A 23318-nucleotide genomic window follows, 5' to 3' on the forward strand; every position below is an offset into this window, starting at 1 on the left:
GTTTCCCGGCTCCTCCACTACCGTCGGGCGAGTGATCGCAGGACGGTACGAGCTCGAGAGCGAGATCGGTCGGGGTGGCATGGGCGCCGTGTGGCGCGCCCGCGACACCCTGCTCGGTCGCACGGTCGCGCTCAAGCGGCTCGGAGGCGTCGGCACCGCCGACGGCCCCGACCGCGGGCGCGCGCACCGCGAGGCCACGCTGGCCGCGAGCCTCAACGACGCGAGCATCGTCTCGGTCCACGACCTCGTCGAGGACGACGAGGGATGGTCGTGGCTCGTCATGGAGCTCGTGCCCGGGCACACCCTGTCGCAGGAGATCCGCACGCACGGCGCCCTCCCGGCCCACCAGGTCGCCTCGATCGGCCGGCAGGTCGCGGACGCGCTGGCCGCCGCCCACGCCGCCGGCATCGTCCACCGCGACGTCAAGCCGTCCAACATCCTGATGACGCCCGACGGCACCGTGAAGCTCTCGGACTTCGGCATCGCCCGCGGCGACGGCGACGACGCCCTCACGCGCACCGGGCTCGTGTCCGGCTCCCCCGCCTACCTGCCGCCCGAGGTCGCGCGCGGCGAACGCGGCGGTCCCGCAGGCGACCTCTGGTCGCTCGGGGCCTCGCTCTTCCACGCCGCCTCCGGCCGCTCCCCCTACGCACCGCCGGAGGGCGAGAGCTCGAACGCCGTCGGCACGGTCTTCCGCATCGTCCACCTCGAGCCGCCCCGGCTCGAGGGCGACGGCGCCCTGTCCGCTCTCGTCGCCCGCCTGATGAACCAAGAGCCGTCGAGGCGACCGTCAGCGGCGGAGACGTCCACCGCCCTGTCGCTCGTGACCGCCGATGACGAGCCGGGAGCGACGCAGGCCCTCGTCCCGCGTCCTCCGGTCGAGGACGAGGGCACGGCGATGCTGGGCATGCCGCCGGTCCCGCTGCCCGAGCCCGACCTGCCGCCGCCGCCGAAGGGGGACGCCCACCCGACCCGCCGCCGCAGCTGGCTGGTGCTCGCCGGGGCCGCAGCCCTCGTCGTCGTGCTCCTAGGGACGCTCGCCGTGGCCCTCGGCGGAGAGGAGGCCTCCGACAGCGCGAACGCCGGAGAGGCCACGACGCCGCCCGCTCCGACCGCCGAGGAGCTCGACGCGTTCGCGCGTCAGTACGTCACGACGACCGCGACCGACCCGGGAGCCGGCTACGCCTTGCTGACCGAGGACGCCCGCGACGCGGTCGGGGGCTTCGAGCCGTTCCAGGCGTCCTGGACGTCGATGCCCGGCGTCACGGTCTCGGCCATCACGACCGACCCCGCCACCGGCGCTGCGTCGCTCACGCTCCAGTACACCGTGACGTCGACCGTCGAGGTGCCCAAGGAGGAGAAGGGCCCGAAGAAGGACGACGACGACGAGGACGAGAGCAAGGGGCCGGGCACCGAGACGCAGACCGTCTCGGAGACCGTGACGCGCTCCCTGCAGCTCACGATCGAGCGCGACGGCGACGCCCTGCGGATCGCGAGCAGCACGCTCAGCTGATCGCTGAGCGCCCGATCACCGAGTTGGGCCGGAACGACACCGCTCCGCCGCGCTTGGTCGGCCGCACGAGGTCGAACCCGCCGGTCGTCAGCACGACCCACTCTCCCGGGGCCTCCGCGTGACCGAGCACGGCACCCCGGGGGGCGTGCTCGCGCACGGCCTCCTCGGCGCACGCGACGTGACACGGGGGGAACAGGAACTCCACCGCGTCCGCCTCCTCGGCCGAGCCGAGAAAGGCCACCGGACGCGTCAGCACCTCGGCGCAGATGCCGCAGATGCGGCTCAGCGCACAGCGGATCGCCCGGGCCTTCACCACGGTGTCGTGGCGGCCGCCGTCCGCGTCGTCGACGCAGGCGAACGGCAGCCGCACTCCGTCGACGACCGGGCGGTTCAGCCCCTCGATGACGCTCATACGATCGAGGCCGCGGTGTTGGTCCACCGCCCCAGCTCGGACCGACGGCCCGGGCGCTGGTCGTCACTCAGACGGCCCGACCGCGGCTTCGGCGGCGGGGTGGCGTCGTCCTTGGTGCGGCGGTTCGGCAGCGACAGCTTCATGATCGTGCGGATCACCTGGCCGTACTGACGGTGCAGCGGACCCGTCGTGTACGGGATGTTGTAGCGCTGGCAGATGTCCTTGACCTTGACCGAGACCTCCGCGTAGCGGTTGCTGGGCAGGTCGGGGAACAGGTGGTGCTCGATCTGGTAGCCCAGCTGGCCGCTCATGACGTGCAGCAATTTGCCGCCCTCGAAGTTGGCCGAGCCGAGCATCTGGCGCAAGTACCACTCGGCGCGGGTCTCGTCCTCGAGCTCCTCCTCGTCGAAGTGCACCGCCCCGTCGGGGAAGTGACCGCAGAAGATGATCATGTACGCCCACACGTTGCGCACGATGTTCGACGTGAAGTTCGCCGACAGCGTGTGGAAGAACGCCGGACCCGTCAGCGCCGGGTAGACGATGTAGTCCTTCAACGCCTGCTTGCCGACCTTGTCGCCGATCTGCTTGAGCTGCTTCTTGAGCAGCTTCGGGTCCTTCTTGCCCTTGCGGATCGCCTCGATGTCGAGGTCGTGCAGCGCCACGCCGTACTCGAAGAACAGCGCGAGCAGGGCGTTGTAGACCGGCTGACCCAGGTTGTACGGGGTCCACTTCTGGTCGCGGCTCATGCGCAGGATGCCGTAGCCCACGTCGTTGTCGTGGCCGAGCACGTTCGTGAACTGGTGGTGGATGTAGTTGTGCGAGTGCTTCCACTGCTCGGCCGGCTGGGTCGTGTCCCACTCCCAGTTGCTGGAGTGGATCTCGGGATCGTTCATCCAGTCCCACTGGCCGTGCATCGTGTTGTGGCCGATCTCCATGTTCTCCAGGATCTTGGCCGAACTCAGCAGCGCGGTGCCCAGCAGCCACGCCGGCGGGAACATGCTGGCGAACAGGGTGATGCGTCCGGCGACCGCGAGTCGCCGCTGCAGCGCGATGATGCGCAGCACGTAGTCGCGGTCGGCCTGGCCGCGGGAGGCCTCGACCTCCGCACGGATCTCGTCGAGCTCGCGCCCGATCTCTTCGACCTCTTCGTCGGTCAGGTGGGTGTACTCACGCACGTCGGCGTAGGCCATCGTGTCCTCCTCGTTCGGGGTGGTCGGGTGGTCAGACGGACAGGGTGCAGTCGCCCACGGCGACGGACACGCAGGTCTGGATGTACTCGCCGGGCTCGCCGTGCTCCTCGCCGTTGCGCAGGTCGCGCACGCGGCCGTCGGCCAGGGGCACGTCGCACGTGTGGCAGATGCCCATGCGGCAGCCGAAGAGCATGTTCACGCCGGCTCGCTCGCCGGCCTCGAGCAGCGTCTCCGCGCCGTCGACCTCGACGGTCGGGCCGCCGACGCCGAACGTCGCGGTGCCGCCGGCGTCGCCCGAGTCGGCGCGCTGCAGCGTGAAGCGCTCGACGTGGATGTGCTCCTCGAGACCGGCCTCGGTGTAGTGCTCGGTGAAGGCGTCGAGCATCGGCCCCGGACCGCAGGCCCAGGTCTCCCGCTCGCGCCAGTCGGGACAGACGTCGTCGAGCTGGTCGGCCGTGAACATGCCGTCGGTGTCGGTGAAACGCTCGTGGAACGTGAACGTCGGGTACCGCAGCGCCAGGACCCGCAGCTCGTACAGGAACATCATCTCCTGCTCGCTGACGGCGGAGTAGACGAGCTCGACGTCGGGCATGTGGTCACGGCGGTCCAGCGTGCGCAGGATCGACATGACCGGCGTGATGCCGCTGCCGCCCACGAGGAACAGCATCTTGGCCGGCGGCGGCTCGGGCACCGTGAAGTCGCCCTGCGGGGCGGCCAGGCGCACGATCGTGCCGGCCTCGACCCCCTCGACGAGGTGGTTGGAGAGGAACCCCTCGGGCATCGCCTTGACCGTGATGCTGACGGTCTTGCCCTCGACCAGCGGCGGGGACGACAGCGAGTACGACCGCCAGTGGTACTTGCCGTTCACCTCCATGCCGATGCCGATGTACTGGCCGGGCTTGTGGTTGAACGTCCAACCCCAGCCGGGTCGGATCACGAGGGTCGCCGACCGCTCGGTGACCGGCTCGACGCGCTCGATGCGGCCGCGCAGCTCGCGCGCCGACCAGAGCGGGTTGACCAGGCTGAAGTAGTCGTCGGGGTGCAGTGGCGTGGTCAACGCCTTGCCCACGCGGCGCACGTTGCGCAGCACCCGCGAGCGTTCGATCAGGGAGTCCGCCATATGGTCACCGTGACACCGAGTTACACGTTGAGCAAGCGGAGATTTTCCGGCGTCGCAACGCCGCAGGTCAGAGGCACTTGCCGTGCGGGACGTCACGTTCCGAGGCACGGTGGAAGGGCCCCTTCCCACACCCCGAAAGGACCACCGTGCCGACTCTCGAGTCCAACGACATCTCGCTCGCGTACACCGACTCCGGCGGCGAGGGCCGCCCCGTCGTCCTCATCCACGGCTGGCCGCTCAGCGGCGCGTCGTGGTCGCAGCAGGTGCCGGCACTGACCGCCGCGGGACACCGCGTCATCACCTACGACCGCCGCGGCTTCGGCGACTCCGACAAGCCCGCCGACGGGTACGACTACGACACCTTCAGCGAGGACCTCGCCGGTCTGCTCGACCATCTCGACCTGACCGACGCGACCCTCGTGGGCTTCTCGATGGGCGGCGGCGAGGTCGCGCGCTACCTGGGCACCCGCGGCTCGCAGCGCATCCGCTCCGCCGTGCTGGCCGGCGCCGTGCCGCCCTACCTGCTCAAGACCGACGACAACCCCGACGGCGGTCTGGGCGACGACGACGTCGAGGGCATGAAGCAGGGCGCGCGCGACGACCGCGAGGGCTTCCTCGACGGCTTCGCGACGGGCTTCTTCAGCGCCGGCGACGACCTCAAGGTCACGGAGGCCCAGCGCCAGGAGGCGCTCGACCTCGCGAAGTCCGCACGTGACGAGGCGCTGCTGGCCTGCATCGACGCCTTCGGTCGCACCGACTTCCGTGACGACCTGGCCAAGATCGACGTGCCCGTCCTCGTGATCCACGGCGACAGCGACGGCATCGTGCCGTTCGAGGTCTCCGGCCAGCGCTCCGCCGAGGCCATCGCCGACGCGACGCTGCACGTCGTCGAGAACGGTCCGCACGGCTTCAACGTGAGCCACGCCGACGAGTTCAACACCGCGCTGCTGGACTTCCTCCAGAAGTAGCGCAGGAGGTTCGCAGCCCCGCACGCACGAAGGCCCCCGCCGGATCCGGCGGGGGCCTTCGTGCTCATGCGCTCACTGACCGGGCGGCAGGGACTCCTGCGCTCCCACGATCGCGGCGTTCATCGCGTCGATCTGCTGCTGGTACCCGGCGAGGTCGCCGGCCGCCAGCGCGTCCTGAGCCGCGTTGTAGGCCGCAGACGCCTCCGCCAGCCACTGCGACGTCGTCTTGGCCGTGCCGGTGTCGGCCGGGGGCTCCTCGCCCTCGTCGACGTCGTCCGGCTCGTCCAGGTCGGTCGGCACCTGGGCCGGCTGCAGGCCCAGAGCGTTCGCCAGCGCGTCCTCCAGCGTCGTGCCGAAGCCCACGTCCTCGCCGAACGAGACCGCCACGAACTGCAGCACCGGGAAGGAGCCGTCGCCCGCGCTGCGCTGGATGTAGACCGGCTGCACGTAGAGCAGGGCTCCGCCCACGGGCAGGGTCAGCAGGTTGCCCCGCAGGATCCGTGCCTCGTTCGACTGGGCGAACGGGAGCAGGGCCTGCGTGACCGCGCTGTCGGTCTCGAACTGGTTGGCGATCTGCGACGGACCCGGCACCTGTGTGTCGCTCGGCAGCTGCAGGATCTGCATCGTGCCGTAGTCGTCGCTGGACGCCTCGGAGTTGACCGACACGAACGACGCCAGGTTCTGACGGCTGTTCGGCAGGAACACGCTGGTGAGCGAGAAGAACGGCGACTCGTTCTCACCGGGGCGCGCCATCGTCAGGTAGTACGGCGGCTGCAGCACGTTGGAGTCGCTGCCCTGCGTCGGGTCGCTCGGCACGCGCCAGCGCTCACCGTCCTCGTAGAACGTCTGCGCGTCGGTCACGTGGTAGCGGGCGAGCACGTCGCGCTGCACCTTGAACAGGTCGACCGGGTAGCGCAGGTGGCTCATCAGGTCGTCGCTGATCTCGGACTTCTTCTCGACCGTGCCCGGGAAGACCTTCATCCACGCCTCGAGGATCGGGTCCTCCTCGTCCCACTCGTACAGCTTCACGCTGCCGTCGTAGGCGTCGACGACGGCCTTGACGGAGTTGCGCATGTAGTTGATCTCGTCGGTCGGCAGGGCCGCCTGGGCGCTGGTCTGCGTCAGGGTGTCGGCCGTCGCCGTGCGCAGCGAGCGGTGCTCGGAGTACGGGAAGGAGTTGCTCGTCGTGTAGCCGTCGACGATCCAGACCACGCGTCCGTCGACGACCGCCGGGTAGACGTCGCCGTCGACCGTGAGCCACGGGGCGACCTTCTCGACGCGCTCACGCGGGTGGCGGTCGTAGAGGATCTTGGAGTTCTCGTTGACGCGGTCCGAGAGCACGATGTTCGGCTCGTTGAACTTCACGGCGTAGAGCACCTTGTGGAACAGGCTGCCGACGTTGACGCCGCCCTCGCCGTCGTAGGTGTTCTGCGTCGCCTGCGCGTCGCCGTCGGTGCCGGCGTCGTCACCGCTGCCGCTGCCGCCACCACGCGGGATGTCGACCTCGATCGGGTCGGCACCCTCGGGGCGGCCGACGATCGAGTAGCTCGGCGAGTTCTCACCGAAGTAGATGCGCGGCGGGATCTCGGTCTCGATCTGGCCGACCGGCGGGATGTCCTGGACGGCCCACACGGGCTCGCCCTGGTCGCCGCGCTGGTTGCCGTAGGCCGCGATGACGCCGTAGCCGTGCGTGTACACGGTGTGGTCGTTCGACCACGTGCGCTGGCTCTCCTGCAGACCCGCGAGGTCGACCTCGCGCGCCGCGATGATGACGTCCTGCGGGGTGTCGCTGCCCTCGAGCAGGTACCGGTCGACGTCGAGCGTCTCGGGCACCGTGTAGTAGCCGCGCACCTGCTGCAGCTGCTGGAAGGCGTCCGAGATCAGGGTGGGGTCGAGCAGACGGCTGCTGACGCGGGACTCCGCGGAACCGGCGAGCTCCTCGGCCGACAGCTCGGTGGCCGCCGTGTAGTCCTCGACCTCGGAGTCTGCCACGTCGTAGGCCTCGCGGGTCGCCTCGATGTTCTTGGCGATGTACGGACCTTCGCGGTCCGGCTCGGATGGGCGGACCTGGAACGACTGCATCGCGTACGGCCAGATGCCGCCGATCACGATCGAGGCCAGCAGGAGGCCACCGAGGCCCAGGCCGGGCAGCGTCCAGGACTTGAGGAAGATCATCGCGAAGAACAGCAGCGCGACGACGATCGCGACGATCGCCAGCACGTTGCGGGCCGGGATGCGGGCCATCGCGTCGGTGTAGCCGATGCCGTCGAAGAGCGAGGAGTTGCCGACGGCGTAGCCGTAGCGGTCCAGGTAGTAGCTGAACGCCCGGAGCAGCAGGCCCACGCCGACGATGACCGACAGGTGCACCTGCGCCGCACGGGTGAAGCGGATGCCGCCCAGCACCCGGATGCCGCCGAACACGTAGAGCACGAACGCGGTCACGACGAACGTGATGATGACCGTCGTGAAGCCGAACGTCGACAGGAACCGCAGCCACGGGTAGTCGAAGACGTAGAAGCCGATGTCGCGGCTGAAGTGCGCGTCGTCGATGCCGAACGAGCCGCCGGCGCGCCAGAGCTGGAAGGTCTGCCACTGGCCCTGGGCCACCGAGCCGGCGAAGGCCGCGAGCAGCAGGGCCGCGACGATCGTGACCGGACGCAGGATGGGCGACAGCGCCTGGCGGTACCGGACCGCCGGGTCGTCGCGCCGGGCCGGCGGGTTCTCGGGGCGGAAGCGCCAGGCGAGGTAGGCGCTGCCCACGACGAGCAGCGCGAACAGCAGACCGAAGGCCGCGAACATGCCGATGCGGGTCAGCAGCACCTTCGTGAAGACGTCGGTGTAGCCGACCGAGCTGAACCACAGGCGGTCGGTGTAGATGTTCGTGAAGATCGACCCGAGGAAGATCAGCACGGCCACCGTGACGAGGGTCGGCACCAGCACGCGGCGACGACGCTCGGGGGCCGCGGTCGGGGTGGGCTGGTCGGGCGTACCGAAGATGTCGCTCACAGGGCTCCTGAGTCGGAAATTGAGTCCGTGACGGATCGAGTCCGTGGAACCCGAACTCTACGTCACGCCTCAGCAGCGAGCGTCTGGTCGAGCAGTGCAACCAGTCCGGGCACGAGCTCCGGGCCCTCCAAGAGGTCGGAGTCGCCGCTCGGCTCGCCCGTCCCGCCGCGTCGACGGACGGCACTGTGCGACCCGCCCTCGCGGAGCACGGCCGCCACCAGGCGCACCTCCTGCCGCTCGGGGTGCTCGGCCAGCGCGGCAGCGGCGGCCTCGGGGTCCTCGGGCAGGTCCTCGGCAGCGTCCTGCGGCAGCATCACGCGCTCGATCACGGCCGCGCAGCCGTGCACCTCGTCGGGCCACGCGAGCCGCGTGAGCGCGTCCTCGAAGTCCTCCGCCGGCACGCCCTCCTGCTCGATCGGGGTGAACGAGCCGTCCGCGCCGTCGCCCACCTGGGCGGCGAGCTCGGGCTGCTTGGCGACGAGCTCGGCGGTGCGCACGAGCGCGAACAGCCGGGGCGGCTGGTCCCAGCCGGCCTCGGCGACGTGCTGCTCGACCTCGAGGGCTGCCCGGCGCAGGGGCGAGTCGGGATGCAGCTCGAGCACCCCGTCGGTCGTGGGAGGCAGGTCGCTCATGAGCAGGTCGGCACCTTCGCGTCGGGGTCGGCAGCCAGCTTCTCGAGCGAGCTGATCGCGTCGTCGAGGGTCGTGATCTTGACGATCGTCATGCCGAAGTCGTCACCGTCGGCGGCCTCGGCGCAGTTGCCGGCCGGGACGAGGAAGACCTCCGCGTCGTCGGCGTTCGCGCCGGCCATCTTCTGACGAACGCCGCCGATGGGGCCCACCTCGCCGTCCGGCGTGATCTCGCCGGTGCCGGCGACCCGCTGGCCACCGGTGAGGCTGCCCGGCGTCAGCAGGTCGTAGATCGCCAGGGCGAACATCGTGCCGGCGCTCGGGCCGCCCACGGAGTCGCCCACGTTGTTGTCGATCTGGACCGGCAGGTCGAACGTCGACGCGAGGCTCACGCCGATGCGCGGGACCTCGGGGTCCTCCTCGGCGGGCCGCGTCGTGATGCTGAGCTCCTGCTGGGCGCCCTCGCGGTCGATGACCAGCGTCACCGGGTCGCCCGGGGACACGGTCGAGACGACGTCGATGGCCTGCTGCGGGGTCGAGACCGCGGTGCCGTCGACCGAGAGGATGACGTCGCCGGCCTCCAGCACGTCGGCGGACGCGCCGTCCTCCGCGACGTCGGCGACCGAGACCTGCTCCGGGACCTCGTAGTCGAGGGCCCGCAGCGCGGCGACCGTCGAGCTGTCCTTCGACGACGCGAGCTGGGCCGCCGATCGGGCGTCGGACTCCTCCGCGGTCTCGCCGTCGGGGTACAGGAAGTCCATCGGCACGAGCTTCACGTCGGGGTCGAACCACGCCCACAGGGCCTCGGTGAAGCTCAGACGACCGTCGGGACCCGTCACGGAGACGGTCGTGAAGTCGAGCGCGCCGTCGGTCGGGTACGTCTGCACGTCTCCCTCGACCGTGAGCATCGGCTCACCGTTGAACTCGCCGAGCGTGTTGAACACCGGGCCCGGCTCGAGCGTCGCGTACGGGACGGGCATCAGGAAGGCGACGATCGTCAGCAGGATCGTGCTGAGCGCCGCGACGACCACCGTGACGTACCGGCGGCTCACGGTCGGTTCGAGGCCGATCCACGGATCGTGGTCGGGGCCGACCGGAGGGGGTGGCGTGACGGACACGCGCCCCACGATAGGGCCGCACTCCCAGCCCTGGGGACGTTGGGCTGCAGTGGCTATCGTGGATCCATGTCCGACCATGGCGCAGACCGGCCCGACGACTCCGGCGACGACACGCCGCAGAACCCCTTCGCAGGCACGCCCTTCGAGGCGCTGTTCAACCAGCTCGGCTTCACGCAGCCCGGCGCGGGCGGCAGTGGCGGCCCGGCGGGCTTCCTGCCGAACGGCCCCTCGGGCACTCCGGCCCCCGACCTCAACGCGCTCATGGCGCAGGTCCAGCGCATGTTCCAGCCGCACGAGGGCACGGTCGACGCGTCGGTGACGCTCGACGTCGCCCGGCACACCACTGCCGCGGCCGGGCCCGATCCCTCGACCACGCCGTCGCAGCAGGCCGCGTTGGCCGACGCCGTGCAGCTGGCCGAGATGTGGCTCGACCACGCCACCGACCTGCCCCGCGGGGCGACCACCAGCACCGCGTGGAGCCGCGCCGAGTGGATCGAGCACACCGCCGGCACGTGGCACACCCTGTCGGAGCCGGTGGCCCAGCACGTCGTCGACGCGATGAGCCAGGCCATGCCCGAGGAGATCCGGACCATGGCGGGCCCGCTCATCGGCATGCTGTCGCAGGCCGGCAGCGCCATGTTCGCCCAGCAGCTCGGCCGGGGCCTCGGCGAGCTGGCCGGTGAGGTCCTCAGCTCCACCGACATCGGTCTCCCCCTCGGCCCCACCGGGGTCGCCGCCGTGCTGCCCTCCAACGTGGAGGCGTTCGGCGAGGGACTCGAGCTGACCTCGACCGACGTGCTGCTGTACGTCGTGCTGCGCGAGTGCGCCCACCACCGCCTCTTCGCCTCCGCGCCGTGGCTCAAGCCGGCGCTCGTCGCGGCCATCGAGGAATACGGCCGCGGCACGAAGATCGACCTGGAGGCCGTCGAGCGTCGCGCCGCCGAGTTCGATCCCTCGCGACCGCAGGAGATCGTCGACGCCCTGCAGAACGGCCTCTTCGACCCCGAGCCGACCCCCGAGCAGCGCCAGGCGCTCGACCGTCTCGAGCACCTGCTGGCGCTCGTCGAGGGCTGGGTCGACGAGGTCGTCACCCAGGCCACGCACGACCGCATGCCGGCCGCCACGGCCCTGGCCGAGACGATGCGTCGACGCCGCGCCAGCGGCGGACCCGCCGAGCAGACCTTCGCGAGCCTGGTCGGCCTACAGCTTCGCCCCCGCCGCCTGCGCGACGCCGTCAACCTGTGGGCCGCAGTACGCGACCGCCAGGGTGCCGAGGCCCGCGACCGCTTCTGGCAGCACCCGGACGTGCTGCCCTCGCCGGCCGACCTCGACGATCCCCTGGGGTTCGCCGAGCCGAGCGACGACGAGGGCACCGACGCCTTCGACGCCGAGCTGCGCCGCCTGCTCGACGGCGACGAGTGAGCCTGCACGCCGACGCCACCCGCACGCTGGAGCACTGGGACGCCCCGGACGCCGAGCAGGACGCCCTGCGGCGGCTCTACCTCGAGGTGCTGGCCGGTGCCGAGGACGCCATGTGGCGCTCCTGTCGTCCCGACCACCTCACGGCGAGCGTGCTGGTCGTCTCGCACGACCGTCGACGGGTACTGCTGACGCTGCACGGCAAGGCGGGTCTCTGGCTGCAGACCGGTGGCCACTGCGAGACCGAGGACGCCTCGATCGCCGGCGCCGCGCTGCGCGAGGGCACCGAGGAGTCGGGCATCGCCGACCTGACGATCGACCCCGTGCCGGTGCTCCTGTCACGGCACGCCGTGCCGTTCTGCGTGCCGGGAGGGCACCACCTGGACGTGCAGCTCGTGGCCGTCGCTCCCCCGGGCGCCGAGCCCGTGATCTCGGAGGAGTCGGAGGACCTGCGGTGGTTCGACGTCGACGCGCTGCCCGAGCGCACCGACGACGACGTGCGGAACCTCGTCAGCGCTGGTGTGCAGCGCCTTCGAGAAAACCCCTAGCCCGCTCGGCCCGGGGGTAGCGGCCCAGCACCTCCCAGAAGCGGGGCGGGTGGCCGCCGGGGACCACGAGGTGCACGAGCTCGTGCAGCAGCACGTAGTCGACGACCCAGGCGGGCATCTCACGCACGAGGTGCGAGATGCGGATCTCGCCCGTGCTGGCCGTGCACGATCCCCATCGGGTGCTCTGGTTCGTGACCCACCGCACCGACGTCGGCCGCGCCTCGCCGTCGAGGTAGGTCCTCGAGAGCGCCTCGCACCGCCCCATCAGGTCGTCGTCGCTGAGGTCGCGGCGCTTCTCGCTGCGCTGGATCTTCGCGACGAGCGACTCGACGATGCGGCGCTCCTCGGCGGCGTCGAGGCCGGCGGGCACCAGCACGACGATGCGGTCGCCCTCGCGGCGCGCCTGCACCGTGCGTCGGCGGCGCGCCGAGCGCCGGATCTCCACCTCGTCCACCCGACGAGCGTACGGGGCGCGTCCGACCTCGTGCGGAGGTTGCCCACAGGCTGTCCACGGGTCCGTCCACACCGTCACTCGGCGATTCACACAAGGTTGTCCCCAGAGTTGTCCACAGCGGTGGACAGACTTTCCCGAAACCGCTTGACGAGCGATGTCACACGTCGTAGGACCTCGTGCCCCTATGCTCGGGTGTGACCGGCGTCACAGGCGTGACGCCCGACCGAGGAGGAGCACATGTCCGAGTCCTGGAGTGGTGAGTTCTACTGCGTGAAGTGCCGCGAGAAGCGTGAGGCGACGGGTCACGTCGAGGTCAATGCCAAGGGCACCAAGCTCGCCAAGGGCGTGTGTCCGACCTGCAGCACGAACCTGACCCGCATCCTCGGCAAGGCCTGACACCGCCCCTGTGGACGGTGGCGTGACGCCGACGGCGTGACGCCCGAGGGTGGACCCATGGTCCGACGGCCCGCCCTCTCCCCCGGAGCACATCTCACCCGGCACGACGCCCGGCGGTTGCGGATCGGGTCGCACCCCGGCGTCGTCGTCGACGACTCGCCCCTCCTGCGCGCCCTGGTGCGGGCGATCGACGGCGTGCAGGACCAGGCGCAGGTGTGCGGCGCTGCTGCCGAGGCGACCGGCAGCGACCCGCGTGACGCGCACGCGCTGCTCGACGAGCTGGTGCGCCGCGGTGCCGTCGTCGACGCCGACCCGTGGCTGCGCGTGCGCGCACCTCGCGACGAGGTCGTCGCCGCCGTGCTGTGCGGTCGCGACCCGGCCGCGGCCGGCGGACGGGCCCGCACCGGCCTCGTCGTGCACGCCGCGCCTGCGTGCCACGACCTCGCCGACCTCGTCCGCCTCGGGGCCCGGATCGGTGGCGTCTCCCACCGCTCCGACCGGCCCACCCGCGTGCAGGTCGTCGTCACGACGGGCGAGCCGCACCGCGAGACGATCGACGCCCTGGCGTGCAGCGGCAGCGCGGTCCTGCCCGTCACTCTCGCCGAGGGCCGTTGCGTCGTCGGGCCGTGGATCGAGCGGGGGCGCACCCCGTGCCTGCGGTGCGCCGACCTCTCGCTCACGGCGTGGGACGCCGGTTGGTCCGGGCAGTGGCCCTCGCTCGACCGTGCCGACCGGCCGCACGGAGTGGGGGTCGAGGTCGCCCAGGCGACGGCCGCACTCGTCGTCGCCGACGTCCTGGCCGCCTGCGACCGCGGACGGCCGCGCACCGTCGGCGCCCGATTCACGATCGGGCCCGAGCCGGCGCGCGCCACCCGACTCGCCGTCGGGTTCGACCCCGAATGCCCCTGCCACCTGCTCGCCCTGCCGTCCTCGGTGCCGGCCGTATCCTGAGGCGGTGGGCAACGACGACCGCAAGGGGGACGACCGTCGGCGCGATCAGCGCCGGACGGTCATGCCGAGCAGCGCGTTCGGACGCACGGCCCGGCTCGCCGCCCTCCCCGTGGGCTTCGCCGGTCGAGCGACCCTCGGTGTCGGCAAGCGCATGGTCGGCCGCCCCGCGCAGGTGGTGCTGACCGACGTCCAGCGTCGCACCGCCGAGCAGATCTTCTCGGTCCTCGGGCAGCTCAAGGGCGGCGCGATGAAGTTCGGCCAGGCGATGAGCGTCTTCGAGGCAGCGCTGCCCGACGAGCTCGCCGGCCCGTACCGCGAGGCGCTCACGAAGCTGCAGGACGCCGCACCCGCGATGCCCGCCGCCACGGTCCACGGCGTGCTGGCCAACGAGATGGGCGACTTCTGGCGCGAGCAGTTCCAGGAGTTCGACGACACCCCCGTCGCCGCCGCGTCCATCGGGCAGGTGCACCGCGCGACGTGGGCCGACGGGCGCGAGGTCGCCGTCAAGATCCAGTACCCCGGAGCCGCCCGCGCCCTGCGGGCCGACCTGCGCCAGATCGCCCGCCTCTCCCGCCTGTTCTCGGTGCTCGCGCCGGGCCTGGACGTCAAGCCGCTGGTCGCGGAGCTGCAGGCGCGCGTCGAGGAAGAGCTCGACTACTCGCTCGAGGCGGCCTCACAGGCGGTCTTCGCCGCCGCGTACGCCGACGACCCGGTCTACGTCGTGCCCGGGGTCGTGGCGCACACCGAACGCGTGCTCGTGACGGAGTGGCTCGAGAGCACCGGCTCGCTCGCCGCCGTCATCGCCGACGGCACCCAGGCCGAGCGTGACGAGCGCGGCGAGCAGTTCGCCCGGTTCCTGATCGGGAGCCCGCGTCGGTCGGGCCTGCTGCACGCCGATCCGCACCCGGGCAACTTCCGCACGCTGGCCGACGGACGCCTCGGTGTCGTCGACTTCGGCGCCGTCGCGCACCTCGAGGGCGGATTCGCACCGGTCATCGGCGAGCTCCTGCGTCATGCCGTCCAGGGTGATGCCGAGGCCGTGACCGAGGGCCTCCGCGCGGAGGGCTTCATCCGTCCGGGCGTCACGATCGACCCCGAGACCCTCGCGGCCTACATCGGCCCGTTCTTCGAGCCTGCCACGGTCGACGCGTTCACCTTCAGTCGCGAGTGGCTGCGCGACCAGCTCGCCCGCGTGACGGCACCCGGGGCCGAGGGCATGGGCACCGCGATGAAGGTCAACCTGCCCCCGGAGTACCTGCTGATCCACCGCGTGTGGACCGGCGCCATCGGCGTGCTGAGCCAGCTCGAGGCCACGGCCCACTTCCGGCAGATCCTGCTGGACGAGCTACCCGGCTTCGCCGACGATGGCCAGGACTGACTCGCCGAACTCCTCGAGCTTGCGTCGCCCCACGCCACTGATGCGCAGCAGCGCCGGGCCGTCGGACGGCTTGACCTCCGCGATGAGCTTGAGCGTGTTGTCGTTGAAGACGACGTAGGCGGGCACCTTGCGGTCGGAGGCGATCTCGGTGCGCCACGTGCGCAGCCGCTCGTAGAGCCCCTCGTCGTAGGTGACGGGGCAGTCGGCGCAGCGACCACGCTTGCGGTCGGCCGCCGTGGCGAGCACCTGCCCGCACACGGGGCACGTGCGCACCTTGCGGTCGGAGCTGCGGCTGGCTCGCGCGGCGTGGTTGGCCGGCAGGAGCGGGTCGAGGAACCGGGTGGGGCTGCGCTTGGTGCGGGCCGTGGCGGTGCGCGCGGTGGCCCAGGTGAGGTAGAGGTGACGGCGGGCCCGCGTGACACCCACGTAGAACAGACGGCGCTCCTCCTCGACCGCCTCGGGGGTCTGGGCGTGCACGATCGGGAGCATGCCCTCGTGCAGGCCGGTGCAGAACACCGCGTCCCACTCCAAGCCCTTGGCCGAGTGGAACGTGGCGAGCGTGACGCCGTCGGCCGTGGGCGCGTGGGCGGCCTCGGCGCGACGCTCGAGGTCGGCCACGAGGCTGGCGACGGTGGCCTGCGGGTCGGCCTCGACGAAGTCGGCCGCCATCGTGGTGAGCGCGTGCAGCGACTCCCACCGGTCGCGAGCGGCACCCGTGCCCTTGGGGGCCTGGTCGGGATGACCCATGCCCGACAGCACGGCCCTGACGTCGCCCATCAGGTCGCCCGACGCCTCGGCGACGGCGGCGCCGCGCAGGAGCGTGACGGCCTGGCGCACCTCGGCGCGCTGGAAGAACCCCTCGACGCCCCGCAGCATGAACGGCACGCCGCGGGAGCCGAGCGCCTCCTCGAAGGCCTCGGACTGGGCGTTGATGCGGAACAGGACGGCCGACTCGCGGTACGGGACCCCGCGTCGGTTCAGCGCGACGATCTCGTCGGCGACGGCCTCGGCCATCGACGCCTCGTCGGCGTAGCCCGTGTAGTCGACCGGGTCGCCCGCCGGGTTCTGCGGCTGCAGGGTGACACCGGTGCGCTGCGAGCCGCTGAAGACGGCGTTGGCCGCGGCCACGATCTGCGGCGACGACCGGTAGTTGCGCACCAGCTCGACGCGGGTGGCGTCGTCGAAGCGCTGCGCGAACGTGCGCAGGGCGGCGGGCGAGGCCCCCGCGAACGTGTAGATGGTCTGGTACGGGTCGCCCACGACGCAGACGTCGGAACGGCCCCCGAGCCACAGGTCGAGCAAGGTGGACTGCAGCGGGTTGACGTCCTGGAACTCGTCGACCACGAACCAGCGGTACTGGCTGCGGACCTGCGCGGCGATGCGTTCGTCGGCGTCGAGCATGCCGGCGGTGAAGAGCAGGATGTCCTCGAAGTCGATCTTGCGCTGCTCGCGCTTGATCTCCTCGTAGGCCAGGAAGGCCGCGCCGACGTCGCCCAGGTCGAGGTCGCCGACGGACCGGCCCGCAGCGCGCCGCGTGTAGTCGTCGGGCACGACGTTGCTGACCTTGGCCCACTCGATCTCGGACGCCAGGTCGCGCACGATCGCGTTGTCGGGTCGCACCCCGGCGCTGCGTGCGGCGCCCGCGACCATCGCGAACTTCGAGCCGATGATCTCCGGCAGGTCGCCGCCGTAGAACTGCGGCCAGAAGTACCGCAGCTGACGCAGGGCGGCGGAGTGGAACGTGCGGGCCTGCACACCCGGGGCTCCCAGCTGCGACAGCCGCCCGCGCATCTCGCCGGCCGCACGGGTGGTGAACGTGACCGCCAGGACCTCCTGCGGCTTGTACAGACCCGTGTCGACGCCGTAGGCGATGCGATGCGTGATGGCGCGGGTCTTGCCCGTGCCCGCACCGGCGATGACCGCCACGGGGCCCTTGAGCGCCACGGCGACCTCACGTTGCTCGGGATCGAGTGCCTCGAGCAAGGGGTGCGACGGCGTGCTGATGCTGGGCTCCTGGTGGCGCGTGGGGTGGAATCAGATGATGGCGGGCGTGGTTGACTCCAGCGTAGAGGTCGAAGGAGACAGTCCCATGAGCGAGACGTTCACGATGTACAGCACCCCGTGGTGCGGCTACTGCCACCGGCTCAAGAGCCAGCTCAAGCGTGAGGGCATCACGTTCGACGAGGTCGACATCGAGCAGGTCCCCGAGGCCGCCAAGCTGGTCGAGAAGGCTAACAACGGCAACCAGACGGTCCCGACCCTCGTCTTCGCCGACGGCACGGCGCTGACCAACCCCTCGGTCGCCCAGGTCAAGGCCCAGCTCGCCCTCGCCTGACCGTCCCGCGCGCTCGCGGCCAGCTGGTCAGCGGGTCTGGAGCGTGATGTCGCCCGAGCCGGTCTCGACCGCGAGGAACGCCTCGCCGTCCTCGTCGGTCGGGACGTCGGTCTCGACGTCGCCGGAGTCGGTCTCGGTCAGCACGTCGTAGGCGAGGTCGGCGTCCGGCACCGCCACGTCGACGTCGCCCGAGTCGGTGACGACCTTGACGCCATAGGTCTGCTCCGCGAGCTCCAGGTCGACGTCGCCCGACGTCGTGGTGACCCCGAGGTCGAGCGTCGTGAGGTCGCGTCCCGTGACGTCGCCCGAGGTGGTCCGCACCGAAACGATGCCGCCCACGCCCGTCAGGTCGACGTCGCCGCCGTCCGCATCGACCTCGAACTGCGCGCCCGCCGGCACCCCGATCGTGACGGTGCCGCCGCACCCGGGGATCAGGAGCGGCAGGCACGAGGCGTCGAGCGTGATCGTGCCGCCGTCCTGCTCGGCCGTGAAGTCCGTGCCGAGCCAGCCCCCGACCACCTCGGCGTCGACCGTGATGTCGTCACCCTCGGCCTGCACGACCTCGACGTCGAGGTTCGTCACGGCGAACGTCAGGGGCTGGTTCGGATCGGTCGTGAACGTGTCCGCGACCCGGTCCGTGCTGCGCGTCAGGCGTCCGACACCGACGACCAGACCCAGCACCACGAGCACGACCACGATCGTCACGCCCACCGTGATGAGGGTGCGCGACAGCGGCGACCGCGGGTCCGAGAGGTCGTCGATCTCGGGCTCGACCGGGTCGAAGCTCATGCCGAGCCCTCGGGGCCGGGCGGAGCGGGCTCCGACGGCACCTCGGGCTCGGGCGCCCTGCCACGGCGCGGCAGCTTGACCGGCTTCTCCGGCTTCGTCTCCTTCTCGACCTTCTCGGCCGGCGAGACGCTGATCGGGACGACGTCGGGCGCGCCCATCCGGGCGGCATCGGCCGTCTCGTCGTCGGGCATCGTCTGGCTCTCCCGCTCGGCCTCGACGCGCTTGAGGTAGTGCTCGACCTCGCGGGCGCGCTGCGAGCGGCTCCAGCCGAGGGTCTTGCCCATGAGCTCCGCGACCTCGGTGGCGACCTCGGTGCCACGGTCGAACGTCTCGAAGGAGATGCGCGTGCGGCGCGCGATGACGTCCTCCAGGTGGCGCGCTCCCTCGTGCGTCGTGCCGTAGACGACCTCCGCACGCAGGTAGTCGTCGGCACCGCCGAGCGGCTTGCCGAGGTCGGGGTACTTCCGCACGAGGTCGAGCAGCTCGAGGGTCAGCGACCCGTACCGGTTGAGCAGGTGCTCGATGCGCCCGACGCTGAGGCCGGAGCGGGAGGCGAGCTGGTGGCGCTGGTTCCAGAGCGCCTCGTACCCGTCGGCCCCGAGCAGGGGGACGTCCTCGGTGCACGACGGCGGGACCTTGCGGTCGAGCTCGCCGCTCATCGCGTGGACCGCGGCGTCGACGGCGTCCTTGGCCATGACGCGGTACGTCGTGTACTTGCCGCCGGCGATGACGACGAGCCCCTTGGTGCTGGTGGAGACGGCGTGCTCGCGCGAGAGCTTGCTGGTGGCGTCCGACTCGCCGGCGAGCAGCGGACGCAACCCGGCGAAGACGCCCTCGACGTCGTCGTGCGTGAGCGGCTCCACGAGGACCGCGTTGACGTGGTCGAGCAGGTAGTCGATGTCGCTGCGGCTCGCCGCCGGGTGGTCCTTGCTGAGCGACCAGTCGGTGTCGGTCGTGCCGATCATCCAGTGGCGGCCCCACGGGATGACGAAAAGGACGGACTTCTCGGTGCGCAGGATCAGGCCCGACTCGCCGCGGATGCGGTCACGCGGCACGACGAGGTGGATGCCCTTCGAGGCGCGCACGTGGAACTGGCCCCGCTCCCCCGCGAACGACTGGGTCTCGTCGGTCCAGACGCCGGTGGCGTTGACGACCTGGCGGGCCCGCACGTCGATCTCTCGTCCGGTCTCGAGGTCCGCCACGCGGGCACCGATCACGCGGCCGCCCTCACGCAGCAGGTCGACGACGCGGGCACGGGTCGCGACGTGCGCACCGTAGGCGGCGGCCGTGCGGGCGATCATCATCGTGTGACGGGCGTCGTCGACCTGCCCGTCGTAGTAGTGCAGGGCGCCGACGAGGGCGTCCTTGCGCAGCGCCGGCATCACCTTGCGGGCCCCGCGGCGGGTCAGGTGACGGTGGTGCGGCACGCCGCGCGAGCGGCCCGAGAGCCGCGCCATCGAGTCGTAGAGCAGGACGCCGGACCCGGCGTAGAAGCGCTCCCACACGCGGTGGGTCAGCGGATAGAGGAAGGGCACCGGCTTGACCAGGTGCGGAGCGAGCTTCTCGATCAGCAGGCTGCGCTCGGCGAGCGCCTCGGCCACGAGCCGGAAGTCGAGCATCTCGAGGTAGCGCAGGCCGCCGTGGATGAGCTTGCTGGAGCGGCTCGACGTGCCGGAGGCGAAGTCGCGGGCCTCGACCAGGCCGACGGAGAGTCCTCGGGTCGCGGCGTCGAGCGCGGCACCCGCACCGACGACCCCGCCGCCGATCACGAGCACGTCGAGGTGCTGGGCCCCCATCGCCTCGAGCGAGCTGTCGCGCTGGGACGGGGACAGGGCCACGGAACGCATGCCCCCAGTCAATCAGGCGCGCGCCACCCCCACACCCCCACGACCCCGGCCCGCGGGGTGCTCCGCGGGTCAGACCCAGTCGTGGGTGCGCTGGACGGCCTTGGTCCAGCGGGCGTGGGCCGTGTCCCGCTGCTCGTCGTCCCACCGGGGATCCCAGTGCTTGCTCTCCTGCCAGTTGTCGACGAGCTCCTCGCAGCTCGACCAGAAGCCGACCGCGAGCCCGGCCGCGTAGGCCGCTCCGAGCGCGGTCGTCTCGGTCACGACGGGGCGGCTGACCTCGACGCCGAGGACGTCGGCCTGGATCTGCATGCAGAGGTCGTTGGCCGTCACGCCGCCGTCGACCCGCAGGATCGACAGGTCGAGCCCGGCGTCGACGACCATCGCGTCCACGACGTCCTTGCTCTGGAAGCAGATCGCCTCGAGGGCGGCGCGCGCGATGTGCGCCTTGGTGTTGAACCGCGACAGACCGACGATCACGCCGCGGGCGTCCGGGCGCCAGTGCGGGGCGAACAGGCCCGAGAACGCAGGGACGAAGCAGACGTCGCCCGTGTCCTCGACGCTCGCGGCGAGCTCCTCGGTCTCGGCGGCGTCGTCGATGATGCCCAGCTGGTCGCGCAGCCACTGGATCGCCGACCCCGTGACTGCGATCGACCCCTCGAGCGCGTAGACCGCGGGCTCGTCGCCGAGCTGGTAGGCGAGCGTCGTGAGGAGGCCGTGGCTGGACCGCACGATCTCGGTGCCGGTGTTCAGCACCAGGAAGTTGCCGGTGCCGTAGGTGTTCTTGAGCTGGCCCGGCTCGAAGCACGCCTGCCCCACGAGCGCCGCGTGCTGGTCGCCCAGATCACCGGCCAGCCGCACCTCGCCGCCGAACGGGCCGTCGGCGAGCGTCGTGCCGTACACCTCCGACGACGACCGGATCTCCGGCAGCATCTGGCGAGGCACGTCGAACACGGCGAGCAGCTCGTCGTCCCAGGCGAGGGACTCCAGGTCCATCAGCATCGTGCGGCTCGCGTTCGTGACGTCGATCAGGTGCTGACCGCCGGCAGGGCCGCCCGTGAGCCACCACAGCAGCCACGTGTCGATCGTGCCGAACACGGCGTGGCCCGCCTCGGCGTCGTCGCGCACGCCGTCGACGTTGGCCAGGACCCAGGCGATCTTGCCGCCGGCGAAGTACGCGGCCGGAGGCAGGCCGGAGCGGTGACGGATGAGGTCGCCGTGCTTCTCGTCGGCCTCCGCCGCGATCGCCGCGGTGCGGGTGTCCTGCCACACGATCGCGTTCGCGTACGGCTCCCCGGTGCGCCGGTCCCAGATCACGGTGGTCTCGCGCTGGTTCGTGACGCCCACGGCGGCCAGGTCGGCGTGGGTCAGGTCGGCCGACGCCAGCGCCTCCCGGATGCAGAGCTCGGTGTTGCGCCAGATCTCGGTCGCGTCGTGCTCGACCCACCCGGCGCGCGGCATGATCTGCTCGTGCTCGACCTGGTGGCGGGCCACCTCCGCGCCGGCGTGGTCGAAGACCATGAACCGCGTGCTGGTCGTGCCTTGGTCGATCGCTCCGACGTACCGTGCTCGATCGGAAGAGGGGGCCTGCGTCATGCAGGGCAGCCTAGTGACGCAGGCCACCTCCGGGGGCCGCTCGGGTCAGGCCAGCGTGCGCAGCGTGTCGACGAGCGGGGTGGTGGGTCGCCCGATGACCTGCGCGAGGGTGCCGGGTGCCGCGGCGAGGTGACCCTCGGCGATGTGGCCGTCGGTCGCGACGACGAAGTGCACGGTGCCTTCGTCCAGGCCCGCGCCGGACAGGATCTCGGCGTGCTTGGCCGCGTCGACGTCGAGCACCGACACGTCCTGGCCGATGACCTCGGAGACGGCCGAGGCCAGCTCGGCCTGGGTCCAGGCGACGTCGCCGGAGAGCTCGTAGATCTTCTCGGGCGAGTCAGTGGTGACGACGACGGCGGCCGCGGTCGCGAAGTCGTCGCGCGATGCGCTGGCGACGCGACCCGCTCCGGCGCTCGTGACGACGGCACCGCTCGCGCGCGCCGCGTCGATGCTGGGCGCGTAGTTCTCGTGGTACCAGCCGTTGCGCAGCAGGCTGTAAGCCAGACCGGAGTCGGCGAGGAGCTGCTCGGTCTCGACGTGCTCGGGGGCGACCAGCAGCGGCGAGCCCTCGGCGTGCAGGACGCTCGTGTAGGCGATGAAGGCGACGCCGGCGGCCTTCGCGGCCTCGATCACGTTGCCGTGCTGCACGGCGCGCTGGCCGATCTCGTTGCCCGAGACGAGCACGACCTTCTCGACGCCGGCGAAGGCGGCGGTGAGGGCGGGGACGTCGGTGTAGGTGGCGACGCGGACGTGGACGCCCTGCTCGGCGAGCGACGCGGCCTTCGCCTCGTCGCGGACGACGGCGACGACCTCGGACGCGGGGACGCGCTCGAGCAGCTGGGCGACGATGCGGCGGCCGAGCTGGCCGGTGGCACCGGTGACGGCGATGGTCATGGGATCTCCTCGGAAGACGGGGTAGGTACTAACCAAACGTTAGCACTTACTTCTCGAAAGCACTATCCCTGGGTTAGCATTGAGGCAGGAGGTTCCCATGAGTGCACCGGACTACGACGTGTTCGCGACGCAGTGCCCGTCCCGCGAGACGCTCGAGGTCGTGACGAGCCGGTGGGGCACGCTGACCCTCGCGGCCCTGCACGAGGGCGAACGGCTCCGGTTCGGCGAGCTGCGCCGCCGCATCGACGGCATCAGCGACAAGATGCTCTCGCAGACGCTCAAGCAGCTCGAGGCGCGCGGGCTCGTCACGCGCACGGCACAGGACTCCTCGGCCGCCCACGTCGACTACGCCCTGACCGCCGAGGGGCGAACCGTGGCCACCGCCGTCATCGCCCTGGTGCAGTCGGTCTACCGCGTCCAGCCCGCCCTGGGGTGACCCCGCTGGGGTGGGCGGTCGATCCTCCACCCTCCGGACCGATCCCCAGGGATGGGCGGTGGATCCTCCACCGTATGAGCGCTCAAACGGTGGCTGCCTCACCGCTCCCCCGGGTCCACGTGCGTTCCGGTGGTAGATCCACCTCGCACCACGGGGTGCCGTCGGTCCCGGACGGCGGGACCCCGGGCTGCTGGTCAACAGCTAAGAACTCATGGAACACGAGCGGACGGCCGGGGGCCCTCAACCGACCACCGCGCTCGGTAGGCGGTGGATCCGCCACCTTCCGGACCGACCCCCGGGGGTGGGCGGTGGATCCTCCACC

At 71.4% G+C, this 23318-nt stretch carries 21 protein-coding genes; 9 read left to right on the forward strand and 12 right to left on the reverse strand.

The features are described 5' to 3' along the window. Positions 1-31 precede the first annotated feature (31 nt). Positions 32-1513 (forward strand): serine/threonine-protein kinase, encoded by a 1482-nt coding sequence (locus LO931_RS02460; protein ID WP_229051627.1) that lies wholly within the window; start codon positions 32-34, stop codon positions 1511-1513. On the opposite strand, the gene LO931_RS02465 is transcribed toward LO931_RS02460, so the two are convergent. From LO931_RS02465 to LO931_RS02475, 3 genes are read right to left on the reverse strand one after another with little or no spacing between them, the layout of a single operon-like run. After that, on the reverse strand, positions 1506-1925 hold the full coding sequence (locus tag LO931_RS02465; RefSeq protein WP_229051628.1) for a hypothetical protein: 420 nt from the start codon (positions 1923-1925) through the stop codon (positions 1506-1508). The genes LO931_RS02460 and LO931_RS02465 overlap by 8 nt on opposite strands. Beyond that, entirely contained in the window at positions 1922-3115 is a 1194-nt protein-coding gene (locus tag LO931_RS02470) for a fatty acid desaturase (protein WP_229051629.1), read from the reverse strand. Before LO931_RS02470 ends, LO931_RS02465 begins: the two co-directional genes overlap by 4 nt. A 31-nt stretch (positions 3116-3146) precedes the next feature. Then, complete coding sequence (locus LO931_RS02475; protein ID WP_229051630.1) at positions 3147-4235, reverse strand: ferredoxin reductase; 1089 nt, start codon at positions 4233-4235, stop codon at positions 3147-3149. A 146-nt stretch (positions 4236-4381) separates the two neighbouring features. Between LO931_RS02475 and LO931_RS02480 the strand changes: the two genes are divergently transcribed. Continuing rightward, on the forward strand, positions 4382-5203 hold the full coding sequence (locus LO931_RS02480; protein WP_229051632.1) for an alpha/beta fold hydrolase: 822 nt from the start codon (positions 4382-4384) through the stop codon (positions 5201-5203). Between the two features lie 72 nt (positions 5204-5275). On the opposite strand, the gene LO931_RS02485 is transcribed toward LO931_RS02480, so the two are convergent. The 3 genes from LO931_RS02485 to LO931_RS02495 all read right to left on the reverse strand — a co-directional run bounded on the left by LO931_RS02485 (position 5276) and on the right by LO931_RS02495 (position 9956). Continuing rightward, positions 5276-8209, reverse strand: coding sequence for a UPF0182 family protein (locus tag LO931_RS02485; protein ID WP_229051633.1), 2934 nt, complete (start codon positions 8207-8209; stop codon positions 5276-5278). 62 nt (positions 8210-8271) lie between these two features. Next, positions 8272-8841, reverse strand: a complete 570-nt coding sequence (locus tag LO931_RS02490; RefSeq protein WP_229051635.1) for a PPA1309 family protein — start codon at positions 8839-8841, stop codon at positions 8272-8274. After that, positions 8838-9956 (reverse strand): PDZ domain-containing protein, encoded by a 1119-nt coding sequence (locus LO931_RS02495; RefSeq protein ID WP_229051636.1) that lies wholly within the window; start codon positions 9954-9956, stop codon positions 8838-8840. Before LO931_RS02495 ends, LO931_RS02490 begins: the two co-directional genes overlap by 4 nt. A 66-nt stretch (positions 9957-10022) precedes the next feature. On the opposite strand from LO931_RS02495, the gene LO931_RS02500 reads away from it, so the two are divergent. After that, a complete protein-coding gene (locus tag LO931_RS02500; RefSeq protein WP_229051637.1) occupies positions 10023-11378 on the forward strand; it encodes a zinc-dependent metalloprotease in 1356 nt (451 codons plus the stop codon). Continuing rightward, a complete protein-coding gene (locus tag LO931_RS02505) occupies positions 11375-11923 on the forward strand; it encodes an NUDIX hydrolase (RefSeq protein WP_229051638.1) in 549 nt (182 codons plus the stop codon). Before LO931_RS02500 ends, LO931_RS02505 begins: the two co-directional genes overlap by 4 nt. Here the strand turns inward: LO931_RS02505 and LO931_RS02510 are convergent. Beyond that, a complete protein-coding gene (locus LO931_RS02510) occupies positions 11886-12377 on the reverse strand; it encodes a M48 family metallopeptidase (protein WP_229051639.1) in 492 nt (163 codons plus the stop codon). The genes LO931_RS02505 and LO931_RS02510 overlap by 38 nt on opposite strands. A gap of 237 nt (positions 12378-12614) precedes the next feature. Between LO931_RS02510 and LO931_RS02515 the strand changes: the two genes are divergently transcribed. Genes LO931_RS02515 through LO931_RS02525 form a run of 3 tightly spaced genes read left to right on the forward strand, consistent with a single transcriptional unit; the run spans position 12615 to position 15102 of the window. Further along, positions 12615-12773, forward strand: a complete 159-nt coding sequence (locus tag LO931_RS02515; RefSeq protein WP_229051640.1) for a DUF5679 domain-containing protein — start codon at positions 12615-12617, stop codon at positions 12771-12773. Positions 12774-12830: 57 nt separating this feature from the next. Then, the gene (locus LO931_RS02520) at positions 12831-13724 is read left to right on the forward strand and encodes a hypothetical protein (RefSeq protein WP_229051641.1); all 894 of its coding nucleotides are present in this window, start codon (positions 12831-12833) and stop codon (positions 13722-13724) included. Between the two features lie 4 nt (positions 13725-13728). After that, entirely contained in the window at positions 13729-15102 is a 1374-nt protein-coding gene (locus LO931_RS02525; protein ID WP_229051642.1) for an AarF/ABC1/UbiB kinase family protein, read from the forward strand. Here LO931_RS02525 and LO931_RS02530 read toward each other — a convergent pair. Then, positions 15070-17085, reverse strand: coding sequence for an ATP-dependent DNA helicase UvrD2 (locus LO931_RS02530; RefSeq protein WP_370636055.1), 2016 nt, complete (start codon positions 17083-17085; stop codon positions 15070-15072). The two genes, LO931_RS02525 and LO931_RS02530, sit on opposite strands and share 33 nt — an antisense overlap. A 106-nt stretch (positions 17086-17191) precedes the next feature. Between LO931_RS02530 and LO931_RS02535 the strand changes: the two genes are divergently transcribed. After that, positions 17192-17437, forward strand: a complete 246-nt coding sequence (locus LO931_RS02535; RefSeq protein WP_229051646.1) for a mycoredoxin — start codon at positions 17192-17194, stop codon at positions 17435-17437. A 27-nt stretch (positions 17438-17464) separates the two neighbouring features. Here the strand turns inward: LO931_RS02535 and LO931_RS02540 are convergent, their stop codons facing one another. The 4 genes from LO931_RS02540 to LO931_RS02555 all read right to left on the reverse strand — a co-directional run bounded on the left by LO931_RS02540 (position 17465) and on the right by LO931_RS02555 (position 22560). Then, entirely contained in the window at positions 17465-18226 is a 762-nt protein-coding gene (locus tag LO931_RS02540; RefSeq protein WP_229051648.1) for a DUF4097 family beta strand repeat-containing protein, read from the reverse strand. Continuing rightward, positions 18223-20073, reverse strand: coding sequence for a glycerol-3-phosphate dehydrogenase/oxidase (locus LO931_RS02545; RefSeq protein WP_229051649.1), 1851 nt, complete (start codon positions 20071-20073; stop codon positions 18223-18225). The genes LO931_RS02540 and LO931_RS02545 overlap by 4 nt, the downstream gene beginning before the upstream one ends. A gap of 69 nt (positions 20074-20142) precedes the next feature. Beyond that, positions 20143-21666: a glycerol kinase GlpK gene (gene glpK, locus LO931_RS02550; protein ID WP_229051651.1), complete on the reverse strand. Its 1524-nt coding sequence runs from the start codon at positions 21664-21666 to the stop codon at positions 20143-20145. Between the two features lie 45 nt (positions 21667-21711). Continuing rightward, positions 21712-22560, reverse strand: coding sequence for an SDR family oxidoreductase (locus tag LO931_RS02555; RefSeq protein ID WP_229051655.1), 849 nt, complete (start codon positions 22558-22560; stop codon positions 21712-21714). A 97-nt stretch (positions 22561-22657) separates the two neighbouring features. Here LO931_RS02555 and LO931_RS02560 point away from each other — a divergent pair, with 97 nt between their 5' ends. Then, positions 22658-22996: a helix-turn-helix domain-containing protein gene (locus LO931_RS02560; protein ID WP_229051656.1), complete on the forward strand. Its 339-nt coding sequence runs from the start codon at positions 22658-22660 to the stop codon at positions 22994-22996. Positions 22997-23318: the final 322 nt, after the last annotated feature.

Source organism: Aeromicrobium sp. Leaf350, from assembly GCF_916858655.1.
GTDB lineage: Bacteria > Actinomycetota > Actinomycetes > Propionibacteriales > Nocardioidaceae > Aeromicrobium.